Below are 16,697 nucleotides of genomic sequence, written 5' to 3'. Positions count from 1 at the left end.
GAGGGTAGGCGCCGCCGGGCCGGGAACGTCAGGGGTGGGTCATCCGGAGTACGTCGAGCGCCTCGTCGAGCTGCTCGGCGGTGAGCCGGCCCGCCTCGACGTGCCCTCGGGCGAGCACCACCTCGCGGATCGACAGCTCCTTGGCCAGCGCCTCCTTGGCGATCGAGGCCGCCTCGTCGTAGCCGAGGTAGCGGTTGAGCGGGGTGACGATCGACGGCGAGCCCTCGGCGTACGCCAGCGCCACGTCGACGTTCGCGACCAGGCCGACCACGCAGCGGTCGGCGAGCAGCCGGCTGACGTTGGCGAGCAGCCGGATCGACTCCAGTACGTTGCGGGCCAGCACCGGCAGCATCACGTTCAGCTCGAAGTCGCCCTGCGAACCGGCGAAGGCGACGGTGGCGTCGTTGCCGATCACCTGGGCGCAGACCTGCCGGACCGCCTCGCAGACCACCGGGTTGACCTTGCCGGGCATGATCGACGAACCGGGTTGCAGGTCGGGGATCTGCAACTCGCGCAGCCCGGCCCGGGGGCCGGAGCCCATCCAGCGGATGTCGTTCGCGATCTTGTAGAGGCCGACCGCGACCGTACGGAGCTGACCGGATGCCTCCACCAGCCCGTCCCGGGCGCCCTGCGCCTCGAAGTGGTTGCGCGCCTCGGTCAGCGGCAGCCCGGTCATCTCGCGCAGTTTCTCGATCACCTTCGGGGCGAAGCCGACCGGGGTGTTGATCCCGGTGCCGACGGCGGTACCGCCGAGCGGCAGTTCGGCGAGCCGGGGCAGACAGCTCTCCAGCCGCTCGATGCCGTACTGGAGCTGTGTGGCGTAGCCGGAGAACTCCTGGCCCAGCGTCACCGGGGTGGCGTCCATCAGGTGGGTCCGCCCTGCCTTCACCACCTCGGCGAACTCGTCCACCTTGGACTCCAGCGCGAACTGGAGGTGCCGCAGCGCCGGCAGCAGGTCGTGCACCACGGCGTGGGTGGCGGCCAGGTGGATGGAGGACGGGAAGACGTCGTTGCTGGACTGGGCGGCGTTCACGTCGTCGTTCGGGTGCACCTCGCGGCCCAGCTCGCGGGCGGCCAGCGTGGCGATCACCTCGTTCGCGTTCATGTTCGACGAGGTGCCGGATCCGGTCTGGAAGACGTCGATCGGGAACTCGTCGTCGTAGCCGCCGTCGGCGACGTGCGCGGCCGCGGTGACGATCGCTCCGGCGACGGCCTCGTCGATCACCCCCAGCTCGGCGTTGACCATCGCGGCGGCACCCTTGATCTGGGCCAACGCCCGGATGTGCGCCGATTCGAGCCCCCGTCCGGAAATCGGGAAGTTCTGCACCGCGCGCTGCGTCTGGGCCCGCCACAGCGCGTCGACGGGCACCTCCACCTCGCCCATCGTGTCGCGTTCGATCCGGTAGCCGGCCGCCTCTGGTGTGGTCACGCGTTCCATCCTGCCTCGACCCGGGCCGGCTCGCAGATGATCGCCGTCACGGATCCGGGCCCCGGGAACCGGGCGGGGGTCGGCCGCCCGGACCGCTCAGTCCAGCTCGGCCAGCCGCCGCCGTACGTCGTGCTGGTCCGGCGAGTCGATCTGGACCAGCAGGGCGAGCGCGCGGGTCCAGTACGACCGGGCGGCCGCCGGATCGCTGTCCCGCAGGCAGCAGGCGAGCCCGTCCAGCGCCCGCGCCTGCTCGTACGGCAGTTGGATCTTCGTCGCGCCGAGCAGCGCCTGCCGGTGCAGGTCCAGGGCGGCGGCGGTGTCACCCAGATCGAGCAGGGCGCGGCCGAGCAGGTTCCGGGCGGCGCACTCGCCGGCCCGGTCCCCGGCGTCCCGCATCGCGGCCAGCGCCTCCCGGTGTCGCTGCACCGCCACCTCCGGCCGGCCGCACTGCCGCTCGATGCTGCCGATCTCGTTGAGCAGGTCCGCGACGGCGAACGGGTTCCCCCGGGCCTGCTGGATGCGCAACGCCACGGACATGTGCCGCAGCGCCCGGTCACGCTGGCCCAGCCGCCCGTAGACCCCGCCGATCGAGCCCAGGGTGTCCGCCACCATGGCGATCTTGCCGACCTGGCGGGCCATGAAGAGCCGGTTGCGCAGCACCCGCAGCGCGTCGGAGTAGCGGCCGACGGTGAGGTAGACGCTGGCCAGGTTGGTCAGCGCGTTCGGCATCGCGTGCCAGCCCGGTGTCTGCCGGGCCAGCTCCAGCCCGAGTTCGAGGTGGTGCACCGCCTCCCGGGTCCGGCCGAGCATCATCAACGGCAGGCCGAGGTTCACCGTCGCCACCGACCGCCCGGCGATGTCGCCGAGCCGCTCCCAGATCGCGATCACCACCCGCAGCGACTCCACCGAGCGCTGGTACTCGCCGCGCCGGAAGTACGCCGAGGTGAGGTAGTTGTGCATGATGGCGATCCCGGCGTCGTCGCCGAGCGCCTCCGCCGCCCGCAGCCCGTCGGTGTGCGTCTGGATCAACTCGTCCAGGTGGCCGCCGAGATAGAGCTGCCGCCAGTTGGCCCGGGCGAGCTGCCAGGCGTACCGGTGCAGCCCCTCCTGCACCGCCAGCTGGACCAGCGCCACCAGGTTGCGCCGCTCCGCCTCCAGCCAGTTCCGCCCGTCCCGGGCCGCGGCGGCGACCAGGTCGGGGCGGGCGGGTTGCCCGGGTACGGCCATCCGCAGGTTTCCGGTCGGTTCGAGCACCTGGCTCACCGAGGCGGCGGTGTGCAGGTAGTAGTCGAGCAGCGCCTGCAACGCCTGCCGCCGCTCCGACTCGCCGCCGACCACGGTGACCAGTTCGGCCGCGTACTCCCGGACCAGGTCGTGCAGGCGGAACCGCCCGGCGTCCACCTCGTCCACCAGGTGCGCGTCGACCAGTTCGTCGAGGTGTTCCCGGACCACCCCGAGCGGCAGCTCGGTCAGGGCGGCACAGGCGTACTGGTCGAGCTGCACACCGGGATGCGCCCCGAGCAGCCGGAACGTCCGCTGTACCGGCTCCGGCAACTGGGCGTACGACAGCGCGAAGGCGTCCGCCAGGGTCCGGTGCTCGACGGCGAACTCGGCGAGTACCGGGCGGTCCGGGTCGCCGAGCCGCTGGGCGAGGTCGGCCACCCGCCAGCGTGCCCGGTGGGCCAGCCGGGCACCGGCGAGCCGGATCGCCAGGGGCAGGTACCCGCAGCGCCGGACCACCTCCTCGGCCGCCGCCGGCTCGGCCCGGACCCGTTCCGGGCCGACGATCCGGGCCAGCAGGTCGACCGCCTCGACCGGCTCCAGCACCGTCAGCGACTGCGCGCGTACCCCGTCCAGCCCGACCAGCCGGCGTCGGCTCGTCACCACGGTCAGGCAGCCGGGTGCGGCCGGCAGCAGCGGCCCGACCTGGGCGGTACTGGCCGCGTTGTCCAGCACCAGCAGGGCGCGCCGGGTGGCCAGCTCGGTACGCCACAGCGCCAGCCGGTCGTCGAGGTCGGCCGGGATCCGCTCCCCGGGTATGCCGAGTTGCCGCAGCAGCGTGCCGACGGCGGTGCTGGTCGGCAGCGGGCTGTGCAGGCTGTGCCCGTGCAGGTCGACGAAGAGGTGCGCGTCCGGGTACGCGGCGCCGAGCGCCGTCGCCAGGTGTACGGCCAGCGCCGTCTTGCCGCTGCCCGGCATGCCGTCGATGACGTAGACGGCGGAGAAGTTCGGACCCGCCTCCTCGATCTCCTTGCGCAGCCGGGTGATGGTCTCGTGCCGGCCGGTGAAGTCCTCGATGGCCCGGGGCAGGGCGCGTACCGGTGACCGGGGCGGGGGCTCGTCCTCCGCCGGCCCGATCTCGCCGGCGAGTACCCGTCGGTGGATTTCCCGCAGCGCCGCCCCGGGCTCGATGCCCAGCTCGCCGGCGAGGATCTCCCGGCCGGCCCGGAACACCGCGAGCGCCTCGGCCCGCCGGCCGCTGTCGGCGAGCGCCAGCATCAGCTGGCCCCGGAGCCGTTCCCGCAGCGGGTGGCGTTCCACCAGGTCGGTCAGTTCGGCGACCAGGTCACCGCTGCGGCCGCCGAGCCGCAGCTCGATCTCGAAGCTGTCCTCCATCGCCAGCATGCGCTGCTCGTCGAGGGACGCGGCGCCCCGGCGGACCGCCGTACCGGTGATCCCGGCGAGCGCCGGACCGCGCCAGAGCGCGAGCGCGGACCGGTAGCCCTCCCGGGCCTCCGGCCAGTGCTGCTCGGCGGCGGCGCTGCGGGCCGCGGCGACCAGCCGCTCGAAGAGGTGCGCGTCCAGGTCGTCCGGCCCGAGCACGATGCGGTAGCCGGCCGGTCCGGTGACGATCGTCTCACCGGGCACTCCGGCCGCCACGAAGAGCCGGCGCAGCCGGGAGACGCAGGTCTGCAACTGTCCGCGCGCGGTGACCGGCGGGTCCGCGTCCCAGACCGCGTCGACCAGTTCGTCGACCGGTACCACCTGCGGGGCATGCAGAAGTAGTACCGCCAGGACAACCCTGTCCCGGCCGGCGGTCACCGTCGACTCACCGCCGCTCACCTGAAGCGGCCCAAGGATCCCGAACCGCATGCGCCAGCTCCTGACCGAGGTCGCGTCCGGCAGCAGAGTAACCCGACAATCACGCGGAGCAGAATCGACTTGATAGCGGCCTGGCAGTGGAACGAGAGTGCCACCGCCCACACTGTGCGCTGGGACGCACGACACAGGTGAGACACATCGACGGGGGCGGTGCGCCCGCCGGCCCGTGGGGGCGACGGACGCACCGTGTCGGAGCAGCGGTTTCGCCGCCATCCACACCTGAGGAGACGCCAGGAAATGGACGCCTCTGCAAGAGCCGAGCGGTCCCGGCCGGTGCCGGCCGCCGGGGACGTGTTGCAATTCGCCGAATCCGACTACTGCTACGGAACCGGCCCGCTCGTCCTCCGGGTCACCCGGGTCGGCGCGGATCTCGGCCGGTATCCACGGCTCGAGTGGCTGTCCCTGCGCGGCGTGGAGCTGCGCGGGGACGGCAGCGCCGGTCCCGAACGGCAGGTGCTGGTCCGCACCAGTGCACTGTCACGCACCGGCTGAGTCGAGTAGTTGCCCGTCGGCCAGCGCCGCCCGACGGGCAACATCGACCTGGTCACCTCGGCGAGGTGGCTCATGGCGCTACGGGCGACCCGGACGGCTGGCGTCAGGACTCCGGTGTGCCGAAAGTGCCCCGGCCGGTGAAGGCCACCACCTGGCCCGCCCCCGTGCCCGCGTCGGCACCCGGTCGGGTCCACGATCGTCCTGGCGATCACCTGGACACCAGAGGCGTTATCGGGCTCCGGTTACGCCTCTGGCGTCCAGGTGAATGCAGGCGGTTACCCGACCAGGCGCCCGCCGGGACGACCCGGATGCCCACCCGGCAGCAGCCGCTGAGCGACCAGGCCCGGTCAGCGGCGGCCGACGGTCAGCACCGGCTTGGTGACCTCGGCGAAGAAGTCGTTGCCCTTGTCGTCGACGACGATGAAGGCCGGGAAGTCCACCACCTCGATCTTCCAGACCGCCTCCATGCCGAGTTCCGGATATTCCAGTACCTCGACGTGCTTGATGCAGTCCTGCGCCAGCCGGGCCGCCGGGCCGCCGATCGAGCCGAGGTAGAACCCGCCGTGCTCGTGGCAGGAGCGGGTCACCTGGCTCGACCGGTTGCCCTTGGCGAGCATCACCTGCGAGCCGCCGGCGGCCTGGAACTTCTGCACGTACGCGTCCATCCGGCCGGCGGTGGTCGGGCCGAACGAGCCGGAGGCGTACCCCTCGGGGGTCTTCGCCGGCCCGGCGTAGTAGACGGCGTGGTCGCGCAGGTACTGCGGCATCGGCTCGCCCGCGTCCAGCCGCTCGGCGATCTTGGCGTGGGCGATGTCCCGGGCCACCACCAGCGGGCCGGTCAGGGAGAGCCGGGTCTTCACCGGATATTTCGACAGCTCGGCGCGGATCTCGTCCATCGGCCGGTTCAGGTCGACCCGGACCACCTCGGCGCCCTGGTCGAGCTGGGCGTCGGTGACGTCCGGCAGGAACCGGGCGGGGTCGGTCTCCAGTCGCTCCAGCCAGACCCCGGAGGGCGTGATCTTGCCCATCGCCTGCCGGTCGGCGGAGCAGGAGACCGCGATCGCGACCGGGCAGGAGGCGCCGTGCCGGGGCAGCCGGACCACGCGTACGTCGTGGCAGAAGTAGCGACCGCCGAACTGCGCGCCGATGCCGAACTGCCGGGTCAGCTCCAGCACCTCCGCCTCCAGCTCCAGGTCGCGGAAGCCGTGCGCCAGCATCGAGCCCTGGGTGGGGAGGTTGTCCAGGTATTTGGCGGAGGCCAGTTTCGCGGTCTTCAGGGCGTACTCGGCGGAGGTGCCGCCGATGACCACGGCCAGGTGGTACGGCGGGCAGGCCGAGGTGCCGATCAGCCGCAGCTTCTCCTCCAGGAACTGCATCATCCGCCTCGGATTGAGCAGCGCCTTGGTCTCCTGGTAGAGGTACGACTTGTTGGCCGAGCCGCCCCCCTTGGCCATGAAGAGAAACTTGTACGCGTCCGGCTGCCCGTCCGGGTCCTCGGCGTAGATCTCCACCTGGGCCGGCAGGTTGCTCCCGGTGTTCTTCTCCTCCCAGGTGGTGAGCGGGGCGAGCTGCGAATACCGCAGGTTGAGCCGGGTGTACGCCTGGTAGACCCCCCGGGACACCGCCTCGTCGTCGGACCCGTCCGTCAACACGTGCCGGCCCCGCTTGCCCATCACGATCGCCGTGCCGGTGTCCTGGCACATCGGCAGTACGCCCCCGGCGGCGATGTTGGCGTTACGCAGCAGGTCCAGCGCGACGAAGCGGTCGTTCGGCGACGCGGCCGGGTCGTCGATGATGGCCCGCAACTGGGCGAGGTGTGCCGGCCGCAGGTAGTGGGCGATGTCGTGCATCGCCTCGGCGGTCAGCGCGGTCAGCGCCGAGGGCTCCACGGTCAGGAAACGGCGGCCGCCCGGCCCGTGGACCACGTCGACGCCCTCGTCGGTGACCAGTCGGTATTCGGTCTGGTCGGCGCCGACGGGCAACAGGGGGGAGTACGAGAACGGCGCGCCACTGCTCATAGCCGGCAAGCCTAGGCCAGCCGACCGGGGCCGGCCCACCCGCCGGGTCGACCTGCGACGCCGCTCTCATCCGGGTGCCGGTGCGACAGCGGCGGTCAGCCGTCCTTGCCGTTCTCCGGTGGACACTCCGGCTGCTTGGGGCCGCCGCACTCGATGCCGGGTTCGGGTTCCTGGCCGCCGGGGCCGGCGGTCGGTGCCGGGCCGCCGGTGGAGACCCCGGAGAACTGGAGGTACCCGATGTCCCGGCCGTCGCCGATCACCATCCCGGCCGGACCCACCGCGAGCACCTCGGCCGACGAGCGGACGTTGACCAGTTCCCGGCCGCTGCGCGGGTCGAGCGCGATGATCCGGTTCGGTCGGCGGTCGACCAGCAGGGCGACGTTCCGGGCGAGCGCGGCGCCACCCTCCGAGTTGACCGGCCGGGTCCACCGGGCCCGGTCGATGGCGAGTTCGCTGCCGATCACCGAGCGCTGGTCGGCGGAGCGGGAGAGCGCGTACCGGTCGTCGACCGCGAGCAGCTTCTCGCCTTTGGGGCCGGTCCAGAGCACCCGGCCGTCGTACGCGTCGACGACCGTCTCCCGGGCGTCCGGCCCGACGCCGACGAAGACGTTCTCCCCGCCCTGCGGGTCCTCCCGCTGCGCGCAGCCGGCGCCGTCGGCGGTACGCAGGTTGAGCCCGTCGCGGCGCCACACCTCCTGCCCGGTCGCCGGATCCCGGGCCACCACCGTGAAGTAGCAGGTGCCGTCGGCGGCGCGGGCCTCGATCCGCAGCATCCGGCCGCCGACCACCACGATCCGGTCCTGCTGGCCCGGCTCCACGTCCTGCATCACCCGGCCGGTGGCGGTGTCCACGATGTGTACCCGGCCGTCGACGGAGAGCCCGAGCAGCGGCGGCATCTCGGCCGGGCCACCGGCCCCCTCGTGCACCTGCCGGGTGGTCAGCCGCCGGGTGCCGAGGGTGTCCGGGTTGCCGGCCAGCGGCCCGGTCTCCACCCCGGGCAGGAAGGTCGTCCAGATCGGATTGCTGCCCCGGGGATCCCAGGCGGTCAGGGTGCAGTCCCGGGGTTCCCGGCAGCGGACGTCGACCAGGGCGTTGCGGTACGTCCAGACACCGACCGCGGCGCTGTCCTTGCGGCGTACCGCTCCGGTCTCGGGGTCGAGCAGTTCGTAGCCCTTGCTCAGCAGCTTGCCGACGGCGACGACGGGGTCGCGGTCGCCGCCCGCGACGGCGGCCCAGTCGGCCTTGCGTTCCCAGAGGCGCAGCCCGGTGGTGAGGCTGCGGGACTCGACCCGGGTGCGGTAGCGGATCACCACGGTGTTGCCGGCGATGGTGACGCTCTGCGGCGTACCGCCGATCCGCTGTTGCCAGACGACGTCCGGCTCGGAGATCGGCTCGTCGCGGTTGACCCAGTCCCAGACTCCGGGGAAGGGGTTCCAGACGTTGGTCGCGGCGAGCACGATCACCGCGATCAGCGCGACGGCCAGGGCGGACATCACGCCCGCGCTCCGGGCGCTCCCCTTCGCCATCCGGTTACCGTAAACGAGATCGTCCGGCAAGTACGGCTAGGACGTTATGTCCGTGTCGCAAATTCCGGCCGCCCGGTCCACTTCGGCGGGCTCGGGGCGGAGCCAGCGCCACAGCAGCAGGGTCGCGGCCATCGAGGCGACCCCGGCGAGCGCCATCACCCGGCCCGGCGCGAGCCACTCGGCGAGCAGCCCGGCCAGCCCGGCGCTCAACCCCTGCGCGGTCATCAGCCCGGTACTCAACAGCCCGAACGCCTGCCCCCGGCGCTGTTCCGGCACCGCCGCCAGGAACCGCCGGGCCAGCCCGAGCTGGAAGGCGAAGCCGAAGGTGGCCAGCCCGAACAGCGTGACGGCGGCAATCAGCCCCGGCCCGGCGGCGAAGCCGAGCATCGGCGCGCCGAGCAGCAGCGCCAGCCACGGGGCCAGCCGCTCCCGCCGGGCCGGCGCGACCCACCGCCCGACCACCAGGTCGCCGACCAGCATGCCGAACGCGGACGCCGCGAACAGCACCCCGGCGCTCGCCCCCGGACCGAGGCCGTCGGCGTACGGCACGATCACGCCCTCGGCGCCGACCAGCAGCGAGCCGGGCAACCAGTGCGCCAGCAGCAGCCCCCGGACCCGCCGGTCGTGCAGCAGCAGCCGGTTGACCTGCCAGGTCTGCCGGACCACCCCGTGCGCCACCGCCCGGTGTGGCCGCTCCGCCACGCCGTACCGGACCAGCAGGGCGGAGACCGCGCAGCTGAGTACGGTCAGCCAGAGTGCGCCGTACGGGCCGACCAGGCCGAGCAGCAGGCCGCCGAGGGCGAACCCGAGCACCTGGGTGGCGCCCGCCGCGACGGTGAAGAGCGAGCGCCCGAGCACGTAGCCGTCCCCGGCCAGCAACTCCGGCAGCAGCGCGTTGCGGGCGGCGGTGCTCACCGGGGCGAGCAGCCCGACCGCGAAGACCAGCCCGAGCATGCCGGCCGGCGGGAGCAGGCCGAGCGCGAGTACCGCGACGGCGCCGAGCCGCAGCAGGTCGTAGCCGACCATCAGGGCCCTGGGTCGCCACCGGTCGGCGAGGGCGAGCAGCAGTACGCCGCCGATCGCGTGCGGCAGGAAGCCGACCACGTACGCCAGCGCGGCGAGCAGCGCCGACCCGGTCCGGTCGTAGACGAGTACGGCGAGGGCGAGCATCTTCACCGTCTCGCCGACCATGAAGACGCCGAAGCTCGCGTAGAGCGCCCGGAACTCGGGCACCGCCAGCACACTGCCGAACGTCGCCGGTCGGCTCGCCCGGCCCTCGGCCGGCCCCGTCGCGGTGCTCATCGGGCCAGCGTGCGCGGCACCGCCGCCCGGCACTATGGTTTCGGGCAGGAGCGAAAGGTGCCGGCGCCGGCAGGTCGACCGTAGCGACTGCGGCGGCCGTGGCCGCTGCGGCGGGGCGTGGCCGCAGCGGCGGGGCGTGGCCGCAGCGGCGGGGCGTGGCCGCAGCGGCGGGGCGTGGCCGCAGCGGCGGGGCGTGGCCGCTGCGGCGGGGCGTGGCGGCTGCGGCGGGCGGACCGGCGGGCGGACAGCGGGCAGCGGCGGAAGGAGTCCTCCCTGACCATCCGGATCGAGGTGACCTCGGCGGACGTGGCGGCCAGCCGGTTCGCCATCTCGCCGCTCGGCGAGGCGATGTCGGCGTTGCGGCTCTGCGCCGGCCAGCACCGGTCGGCCGCGCTGGACCCCTGGCTGGCCCGGGTCCGGGACCGCTACCTGCGGTTGCGGCGGGACTCGCCGGCGGTCGGTGCGCTGCTGGCGCTGCTGCGCCGGGGCGGCTACAACGCGGACTTCGTGCAGCCGCCGCCGTCGGGAGTCGGGCTGAGCTTCGCCGACGAGCTGGCCGTCATCCGGGCCACCCCGCTGGAGCAGGCCCGCGAGGAGTTGGCCCGCAACCTGGCCGGGCACCGGACCCCGCCGGAGTACGCACGGTGGATCTTCGAGGCGCCGGACGTGGTGGACCGGATCGCCGACGCGATCGAGGCGGCCTGGACCGCACTGGTGGCGCCGGACTGGACCCGGCTGCGAGCGGTGCTGGAACGGGACCTGTTGCACCGGGCCGGTCAGCTCGGCACGTACGGCTGGGCCGCCGCGCTCGCCGACCTCGACCCCCGGCTGCGCTGGATCTCGGACGGGGCGAACGGGGTGATCGAGGTCGGCTGCTCCGGCCAGGGCAGCCGGGAGTTGGCCGGCCGGGGGCTGCTCTTCGTACCCACCGCCTTCGGTCCGCTGATCAGCTACACCGAGCCGCCCTGGCCGTACGCGATCGTCTATCCCGCCCGGGGCGTCGCCGACCTGCTCGGTCCGCCCCCACCCGGCCGTACCCCGGACGCGGTGGACCGGCTGGTCGGCGCCTCCCGGGCGGCGGTGCTGCGGGCCCTGGCCGTCCCCGCCACGACCAGTCAGCTCGTCGCCCAGCTCGGCAGCGGGCTGGGCAGCGTCGGCGGGCACCTGGCGGTGCTCCGGGACGCCGGGCTGGTCACCCGGACCCGGCTCGGCCGGTCGGTCCGCTACGAGCGGACCGCGCTCGGCGACGCGCTCGCCGCCGAGGCGCCGCCCTCCGCGCCGGCGTCCACGGCCGAGCGGAGCAGCGGCAGTACCCGGTAGGGGATCTTCTCCGCCAGCGCGATGATGCTGGAGGCCCGGGCGATCTGCTCGTGCGAGACGATCTGGTCCAGTACCCGTTGCAGGTCGGTGTTGGACCGGGCGACGATCCGGCAGAGCACGTCGCCGGAGCCGGTGATGGTGTGCGCCTCCAGTACCTCGGGGATGCCGCGCAGGTGTGCGGTCACCGGGTCGTGGCCGGGCCGCTGGTTGATCTCCAGCGTGACGAAGGAGGTCACCGCGAAGCCGAGCGCCGCCGGGTCGAGCTGCGGCCCGAGACCTGCGATCACGCCCCGGGCCAGCAGCTTGTCCAGCCGGGCCTGCACGGTGCCCCGGGCCACCTGGAGCCGGCGGGAGCACTCCAGGACGCCGATCCGGGGTTCGGCGGCGAGCAGGTCGATCAGTCTGACGTCGAGCGGGTCGAGCTGGACAGCTTGCACAGTAGTCACGGCTGTCGACCATACTAAATGCACAACCTGCCCAGCATTTTGCGGATCGGTTGCCCAGCCGGCGCCGGAGCGGGATGCTCCCCGGGAAAGACGGGCCGGACGCACCGGCCGGTCGCGGCACCCGCAGGGAGGCAGGACGATGACCAGCGCTCTCCACCAGCCGTCCACCGCCGGATCGGCTCTGGACCCCGACGTCGACGTCGACCGGCTCGTCGGGGCCGTCGCGCACGACGACGCCACCGACCCCTTCCCGGTGCAGGGCATCGACCACATCCGGTTCATGGTCGGCAACGCGAAGCAGACCGCGCACTACTACTCGACGGCGTTCGGGATGACCCGGGTGGCGTACCGGGGGCCGGAGCAGGGCTACCGGGAGCACGCCGAGTACGTGCTGACCAGCGGCTCGGCCCGGTTCGTCTTCACCGGCGCGGTCCGCCCGGACGCCCCGGACGCCGACCACGTGGCCCGGCACGGCGACGGCGTACTCGACATCGCGCTGGCGGTGCCGGACGTGGACGCGGCGTACGCGCACGCCATGGCGCAGGGCGCCACCGGCCTGGCCGCCCCGTACGACGTGACCGACGAACACGGGACGGTCCGGGTCGCCACCATCGCCACGTACGGCGACACCCGGCACTCGCTGGTCGACCGGTCCCGCTACCGCGGCCCGTTCCTGCCCGGCTTCGTCGCGCAGGGCCCGATCGTGGACCGGCAGCCGATGATCGACGCAGGTGTGCAGCCGAAGCGGTTCTTCCAGGCCGTCGACCACGTCGTCGGCAACGTGGAGCTGGGCCGGATGGACGAGTGGGTGGACTTCTACCGCCGGGTCATGGGCTTCACCAACATGGCCGAGTTCATCGGCGACGACATCGCCACCGACTACTCGGCGCTGATGTCGAAGGTGGTGGCGAACGGCACCCGCAAGGTCAAGTTCCCGCTGAACGAGCCGGCGGTGGCCCGCCGCAAGTCGCAGATCGACGAGTACCTGGAGTTCTACGGCGGGCCGGGCGCCCAGCACATCGCGCTGGCCACCAACGACATCCTGGCCAGCGTCGACGCGATGCGGGCGGCCGGCGTCGAGTTCCTGGACACCCCGGACTCGTACTACGACGACCCGGAGCTGCGGGCCCGGATCGGCCAGGTGCGCGCCCCGATCGAGGAGCTGAAGGCCCGGAAGATCCTGGTCGACCGGGACGAGGACGGCTACCTGTTGCAGATCTTCACCAAGCCGGTGCAGGACCGGCCGACGGTCTTCTTCGAGCTGATCGAGCGACACGGATCCCTCGGTTTCGGCAAGGGCAACTTCAAGGCGCTCTTCGAGGCCATCGAGCGGGAACAAGAGGCGCGCGGAAACCTGTAACACTGTCCGGCGTGACTTCGCAGCCTCCGTCCATGCCACCGCCGCCCGGCGGTTTCGCACCGCACCCCCGGCAGCCCGGCCCCGGGCCGCAGCCGGGCAGTCCGGGGCCGCCCCCGCAGGGGTACGCTCCGCCGCCCGGCTACGGCCCGCCCGGGTACCCGCCGGCCGGCCCGCCCGGGTACCCGCCGGGCCGGCCCGGTTACGCCCCGGTGCCCGGTTACCCGGTGGCACCGCCGCCGGTCAGCCCCTCCGGCCAGCCGCTCGCCTCGTTCGGCGACCGGCTGCTGGCGTACCTGATCGACGGGGCGATCCTCGGCGGGACGGTGATGGTGATCGCGATCCCGGTCTTCTTCGTCTTCTTCGCCACGGTGGGCGCGGATCTCTTCACCGTCCCCGACCCGGAGACCGGCACGATCGAGATGAACCCGTTCGACTTCCTGCTGCCGCTGCTGGCGGTGGAGGCCGGCCTGCTCGTGGTCGCGCTCGCCCTCCAGTACGTCTACCACGTGGAGATGCCGAAACGGACCGGGCAGACCATCGGCAAGCGGGTGATGAAACTGAAGATCATCCCGTTGGATCCGGCCGGCTCGATCGGCCGGACGCCGCTGGCCCGGCGCTTCCTGGTGCAGGCGGGCGGCGGGCTGGTTCCCGGGCTGACCTACGTCGACGGGCTCTGGCAGCTCTGGGACAAGCCGTACCAGCAGTGCCTCCACGACAAGTTCGCCCGGACCGTGGTGGTTAAGGTTCCAGCGTGAACGTCAGGACTCAACCAAGGTCGTCCCGGTGACGGTGCAGCCGGGCTGGTACGCCGATCCCGCCGAGCCGACCACCCAGCGGTACTGGGACGGCGAGGGCTGGGTGGGCGCACCGCTGCCCGTCGACGCCACTCCGCCGCCCGGCCCGCCGCCGGCCGAGGAGCCCGAGCCGGCCCCCGCACCGTCCAGCGGAGCCGGCGCACCGGGTTCGCCCGCCGCGCCCGGCTCACCGGCGGCGCCGCCCCCGGCCGGGGCGCCCGGCGGACCGGCCGCGCCGTGGGGCGGACCGCCCTGGGCCGGGCCACCGGTCAGCGCTCCGCCGCAGGGTGGGACGCCGCCGGTCAGCGGCGCACCGCCGAGCGGACCGCCGGCCTCCGGGCCACCGGCCGCGCCGGGCTGGCCCGGTGCGGGTCCGGCGGGCCAGCCGTACGGGCCGCCGGCCGGGATGCCGCCGTACGGGCAGCCGCCGCCAGGCTGGCCGCATCCGTACTGGGCCGCGCCACCGCCCCGGCCGCACGGGCTGGAGCTGGCCCCGCTCGGTGCCCGGGTGCTCGCCCGGCTGATCGACATCAGCCTGGTGCTGCTGCTCAACGTGGTGGTCAACGGCTGGTTCGTCTGGCGTTTCGTCCAGGAGGTCGAGCCGGTCACCCGGGAGATCTGGCGGCGTGCCCTGGCCGGCGAGTCGACCACCGAGGGGCTGCCCCAGGTGAGCCCGCAGGCCGACGGCCTCCAGGTGGTCATCCTGCTGATCGCGGTCGCGCTCTGGTTCGCCTACGAGGTGCCGTCGGTGGCCAACACCGGGCAGACCTTCGGCAAGCGGGTGATGGGGATCAAGGTCGTACCGCTGGCCGAGACCGAGCAGTTGGGCTTCGGCCGCTCCTTCCGGCGGTGGAACATGCTCGGCCTGCCGGTCTTCCTCTGGAGCTGCTGCGGCATCGGTTTCCTGATCCAGCTCGTCGACTGCGCGCTCGCGTTCTTCGACCGGCCGCTGCGGCAGGCCCTGCACGACAAGCGGGGGCAGACCGTGGTGGTCCGGTCGACCTCCTCGGCCCCTCCCCCGGCCGAGCCCACCGGCAGCCCGCCTGATCGCATCGGAGGTCCCGAGTCATGACCGGTCCGACCAGTTCCACCCCCGGCCCCGACCGGCGGCCCGGGGCTCCCCGGCTGACCCGCGCCGATCTCGACGCGCTGCCGAACTACGTGCCCGGGCGCAGCCCGGCCGACCTGGCCCGGGAGCTGGGGCTGCCGGAAGCGATCAAGCTGGCCAGCAACGAGGTGCCGTACGGGCCGCTGCCCGGGGTGGTCGAGGCGGTCGCCGAGGCGGTGGCCGGCGCGCACCGGTACCCGGACATGGGCGTACTGGCGCTGCGCGCCGCGCTCGCCGAACGGCACGGCGTGGACCCGGACCGGATCGCCACCGGCTGCGGGTCGGTGGCGCTGGCCGAGCACCTGGTCCGGGCGACCTGCCTGCCCGGGGACGAGGTGGTCTACTCGTGGCGCTCCTTCGAGGCGTACCCGATCATCGTGGCGACCAGCGGCGCGACCAGCGTGCGGGTGCCCAACGACGCCGGCCACGGGCACGACCTGGCGGCGATGGCGGCGGCGGTGACCGACCGGACCCGGCTGATCCTGGTCTGCAACCCGAACAACCCGACCGGGACGAGTCTGCGTCGCGCGGAGCTGGACCGGTTTCTCGCCGCCGTGCCGGACGACGTGCTGGTGGTGCTCGACGAGGCGTACCGGGAGTTCGTCACCGACGCCGAGGTGCCGGACGGCCTGGCGGTGTACGGCGACCGGCCGAACGTGGTGGTGCTGCGCACCTTCTCCAAGGCGTGGGGGCTGGCCGGGCTGCGGATCGGTTTCCTGGTCGGGCATCCGGAGGTGGCGGCGGCGGTTCGCAAGGTGGTCACCCCGTTCTCCACCAGCCTGGCCGCCCAGGCGGGGGCGCTCGCCGCGCTCGCCCAGGCCGACGAGGTGCGGCGGCGCTGCGCGCTGGTGGTGGCCGAGCGGGACCGGGTCACCGAGGCGCTGCGCAAGCGGCTGTCGGGCGGGCCGGTCGGCGCGACGGTGCCGGAGAGCCAGTCGAACTTCGTCTGGTTGCCGCTCGGGGACCGGTCGGTGCCGTTCGCGCAGGCGTGTGAGGCGCGCGGGATCATCGTCCGCCCCTTCGCCGGCGAGGGCGTACGGGTCACCATCGGCACCCCGGCGGAGAACGACGCCTTCCTGGCGGTTGCCGACCAGCTCGCTAACCAGCGATAACGCGAAACCGATGGTAATTAAGGGCGTTTAACGCACAAATAGGACGATACGCTCTATCTTCTCGAATGGGTAGCGGAGCTGCTCCGGCTCCCGAGATCACCGGACCATTCGAGAAACGTGAGGTACCGCCCGTGCGACTTGCCAGAATGCTCGTGATCGGGGTGGCCGCCACGGCGGCGGTGGGACTCGCCGCCGCACCCGCCGTGGCGGCACCGACCGACACCACCACCGTCACCTTCGACGTCACCGCCGGCACCCTCGACATCGACGCGCCCGCCTCGGCCGACCTCGGCGCCGGCGCACCGGGCACCACCATCGCCGGTTCCCTCGGCGCGGTCACCGTCACCGACGCCCGCGCCTCGGGCGACGCCTCCTGGGAGGCGAGCGTGACGTCGACCGTCTTCACCACCGGCACGGGTACGCCGAGCCAGACCATCCTCGCCACCGAGGTCGAGTACTGGTCCGGGCCGGCGACCGCCACCACCGGCAACGGCACCTTCACCCCCGGCCAGGCCACCAGCGACGACGCCGAACCGCTGGACAACGTCACCCCGGTGGTCGCGTTCAGCCACGTCGGCGGCACCGGCAACAACTCCGCCACCTGGAACCCGGGCATCATCGTCAACGTGCCGCTGGGCGCCGAGGCCGGCACCTACACCGGGACGGTGACGCATTCGGTGGCGTAGCC

The 16,697-nt window shown here is 73.2% G+C and carries 13 protein-coding genes; 7 read left to right on the top strand and 6 right to left on the bottom strand.

Features of this window, described 5'->3' with window-relative positions; all coding sequences use genetic code 11:
- Positions 1-28 precede the first annotated feature (28 nt).
- Together C6361_RS10505 and C6361_RS10500 are read right to left on the bottom strand one after the other, a co-directional pair.
- Complete coding sequence (locus C6361_RS10505; RefSeq protein WP_107263744.1) at positions 29-1,429, bottom strand: class II fumarate hydratase; 1,401 nt, start codon at positions 1,427-1,429, stop codon at positions 29-31.
- 96 nt (positions 1,430-1,525) lie between these two features.
- Positions 1,526-4,522 carry a BTAD domain-containing putative transcriptional regulator gene (locus C6361_RS10500; RefSeq protein WP_107257443.1) on the bottom strand — a complete coding sequence of 999 codons (2,997 nt, stop codon included), beginning with the start codon at positions 4,520-4,522 and terminating at the stop codon, positions 1,526-1,528.
- 246 nt (positions 4,523-4,768) lie between these two features.
- Here C6361_RS10500 and C6361_RS10495 point away from each other — a divergent pair, with 246 nt between their 5' ends.
- On the top strand, positions 4,769-5,023 hold the full coding sequence (locus C6361_RS10495) for a hypothetical protein (protein WP_159079277.1): 255 nt from the start codon (positions 4,769-4,771) through the stop codon (positions 5,021-5,023).
- 347 nt (positions 5,024-5,370) lie between these two features.
- Here C6361_RS10495 and C6361_RS10490 read toward each other — a convergent pair whose 3' ends face one another.
- The 3 genes from C6361_RS10490 to C6361_RS10480 all read right to left on the bottom strand — a co-directional run bounded on the left by C6361_RS10490 (position 5,371) and on the right by C6361_RS10480 (position 9,869).
- Positions 5,371-7,041, bottom strand: coding sequence for a fumarate hydratase (locus C6361_RS10490; protein WP_107267613.1), 1,671 nt, complete (start codon positions 7,039-7,041; stop codon positions 5,371-5,373).
- A gap of 95 nt (positions 7,042-7,136) precedes the next feature.
- Positions 7,137-8,567 (bottom strand): PQQ-binding-like beta-propeller repeat protein, encoded by a 1,431-nt coding sequence (locus C6361_RS10485; protein WP_369931375.1) that lies wholly within the window; start codon positions 8,565-8,567, stop codon positions 7,137-7,139.
- Between the two features lie 36 nt (positions 8,568-8,603).
- Complete coding sequence (locus tag C6361_RS10480) at positions 8,604-9,869, bottom strand: MFS transporter (RefSeq protein ID WP_107267612.1); 1,266 nt, start codon at positions 9,867-9,869, stop codon at positions 8,604-8,606.
- Positions 9,870-10,148: 279 nt separating this feature from the next.
- Here C6361_RS10480 and C6361_RS10475 point away from each other — a divergent pair, with 279 nt between their 5' ends.
- Positions 10,149-11,189: a DUF5937 family protein gene (locus tag C6361_RS10475; protein ID WP_107270873.1), complete on the top strand. Its 1,041-nt coding sequence runs from the start codon at positions 10,149-10,151 to the stop codon at positions 11,187-11,189.
- Here C6361_RS10475 and C6361_RS10470 read toward each other — a convergent pair.
- On the bottom strand, positions 11,093-11,635 hold the full coding sequence (locus C6361_RS10470) for an Lrp/AsnC family transcriptional regulator (RefSeq protein ID WP_107267611.1): 543 nt from the start codon (positions 11,633-11,635) through the stop codon (positions 11,093-11,095). The two genes, C6361_RS10475 and C6361_RS10470, sit on opposite strands and share 97 nt — an antisense overlap.
- Before the next feature lie 139 nt (positions 11,636-11,774).
- Between C6361_RS10470 and hppD the strand changes: the two genes are divergently transcribed.
- From hppD to C6361_RS10445, 5 genes are all read left to right on the top strand, one after another.
- Positions 11,775-12,995 (top strand): 4-hydroxyphenylpyruvate dioxygenase, encoded by a 1,221-nt coding sequence (gene hppD / locus C6361_RS10465; RefSeq protein WP_107267610.1) that lies wholly within the window; start codon positions 11,775-11,777, stop codon positions 12,993-12,995.
- Positions 12,996-13,006: 11 nt separating this feature from the next.
- Positions 13,007-13,750: an RDD family protein gene (locus C6361_RS10460; RefSeq protein WP_234359436.1), complete on the top strand. Its 744-nt coding sequence runs from the start codon at positions 13,007-13,009 to the stop codon at positions 13,748-13,750.
- A 28-nt stretch (positions 13,751-13,778) separates the two neighbouring features.
- Positions 13,779-14,861, top strand: a complete 1,083-nt coding sequence (locus tag C6361_RS10455) for an RDD family protein (RefSeq protein ID WP_107267608.1) — start codon at positions 13,779-13,781, stop codon at positions 14,859-14,861.
- Positions 14,858-16,009: a histidinol-phosphate transaminase gene (gene hisC / locus C6361_RS10450; protein ID WP_107267607.1), complete on the top strand. Its 1,152-nt coding sequence runs from the start codon at positions 14,858-14,860 to the stop codon at positions 16,007-16,009. The genes C6361_RS10455 and hisC overlap by 4 nt, the downstream gene beginning before the upstream one ends.
- A gap of 131 nt (positions 16,010-16,140) precedes the next feature.
- Positions 16,141-16,695 carry a hypothetical protein gene (locus C6361_RS10445; protein WP_234359435.1) on the top strand — a complete coding sequence of 185 codons (555 nt, stop codon included), beginning with the start codon at positions 16,141-16,143 and terminating at the stop codon, positions 16,693-16,695.
- Positions 16,696-16,697: the final 2 nt, after the last annotated feature.

The sequence above is a fragment of the Plantactinospora sp. BC1 genome (assembly GCF_003030345.1).
Lineage (GTDB): Bacteria > Actinomycetota > Actinomycetes > Mycobacteriales > Micromonosporaceae > Plantactinospora.
Note: the sequence above shows the minus strand (reverse complement) of the source record. Positions and strands in the feature narration are given on the sequence as shown.

Bases quoted from the DNA above. Each gene is read 5' to 3' on its own strand.
- C6361_RS10500 (WP_107257443.1), bottom strand. From the start codon at position 4,522: ATGCGGTTCGGGATCCTTGGGCCGCTTCAGGTGAGCGGCGGTGAGTCG.
- C6361_RS10495 (WP_159079277.1), top strand. From the start codon at position 4,769: ATGGACGCCTCTGCAAGAGCCGAGCGGTCCCGGCCGGTGCCGGCCGCC.
- C6361_RS10490 (WP_107267613.1), bottom strand. From the start codon at position 7,041: ATGAGCAGTGGCGCGCCGTTCTCGTACTCCCCCCTGTTGCCCGTCGGC.
- C6361_RS10485 (WP_369931375.1), bottom strand. From the start codon at position 8,567: ATGGCGAAGGGGAGCGCCCGGAGCGCGGGCGTGATGTCCGCCCTGGCC.
- C6361_RS10480 (WP_107267612.1), bottom strand. From the start codon at position 9,869: ATGAGCACCGCGACGGGGCCGGCCGAGGGCCGGGCGAGCCGACCGGCG.
- hppD (WP_107267610.1), top strand. From the start codon at position 11,775: ATGACCAGCGCTCTCCACCAGCCGTCCACCGCCGGATCGGCTCTGGAC.
- hisC (WP_107267607.1), top strand. From the start codon at position 14,858: ATGACCGGTCCGACCAGTTCCACCCCCGGCCCCGACCGGCGGCCCGGG.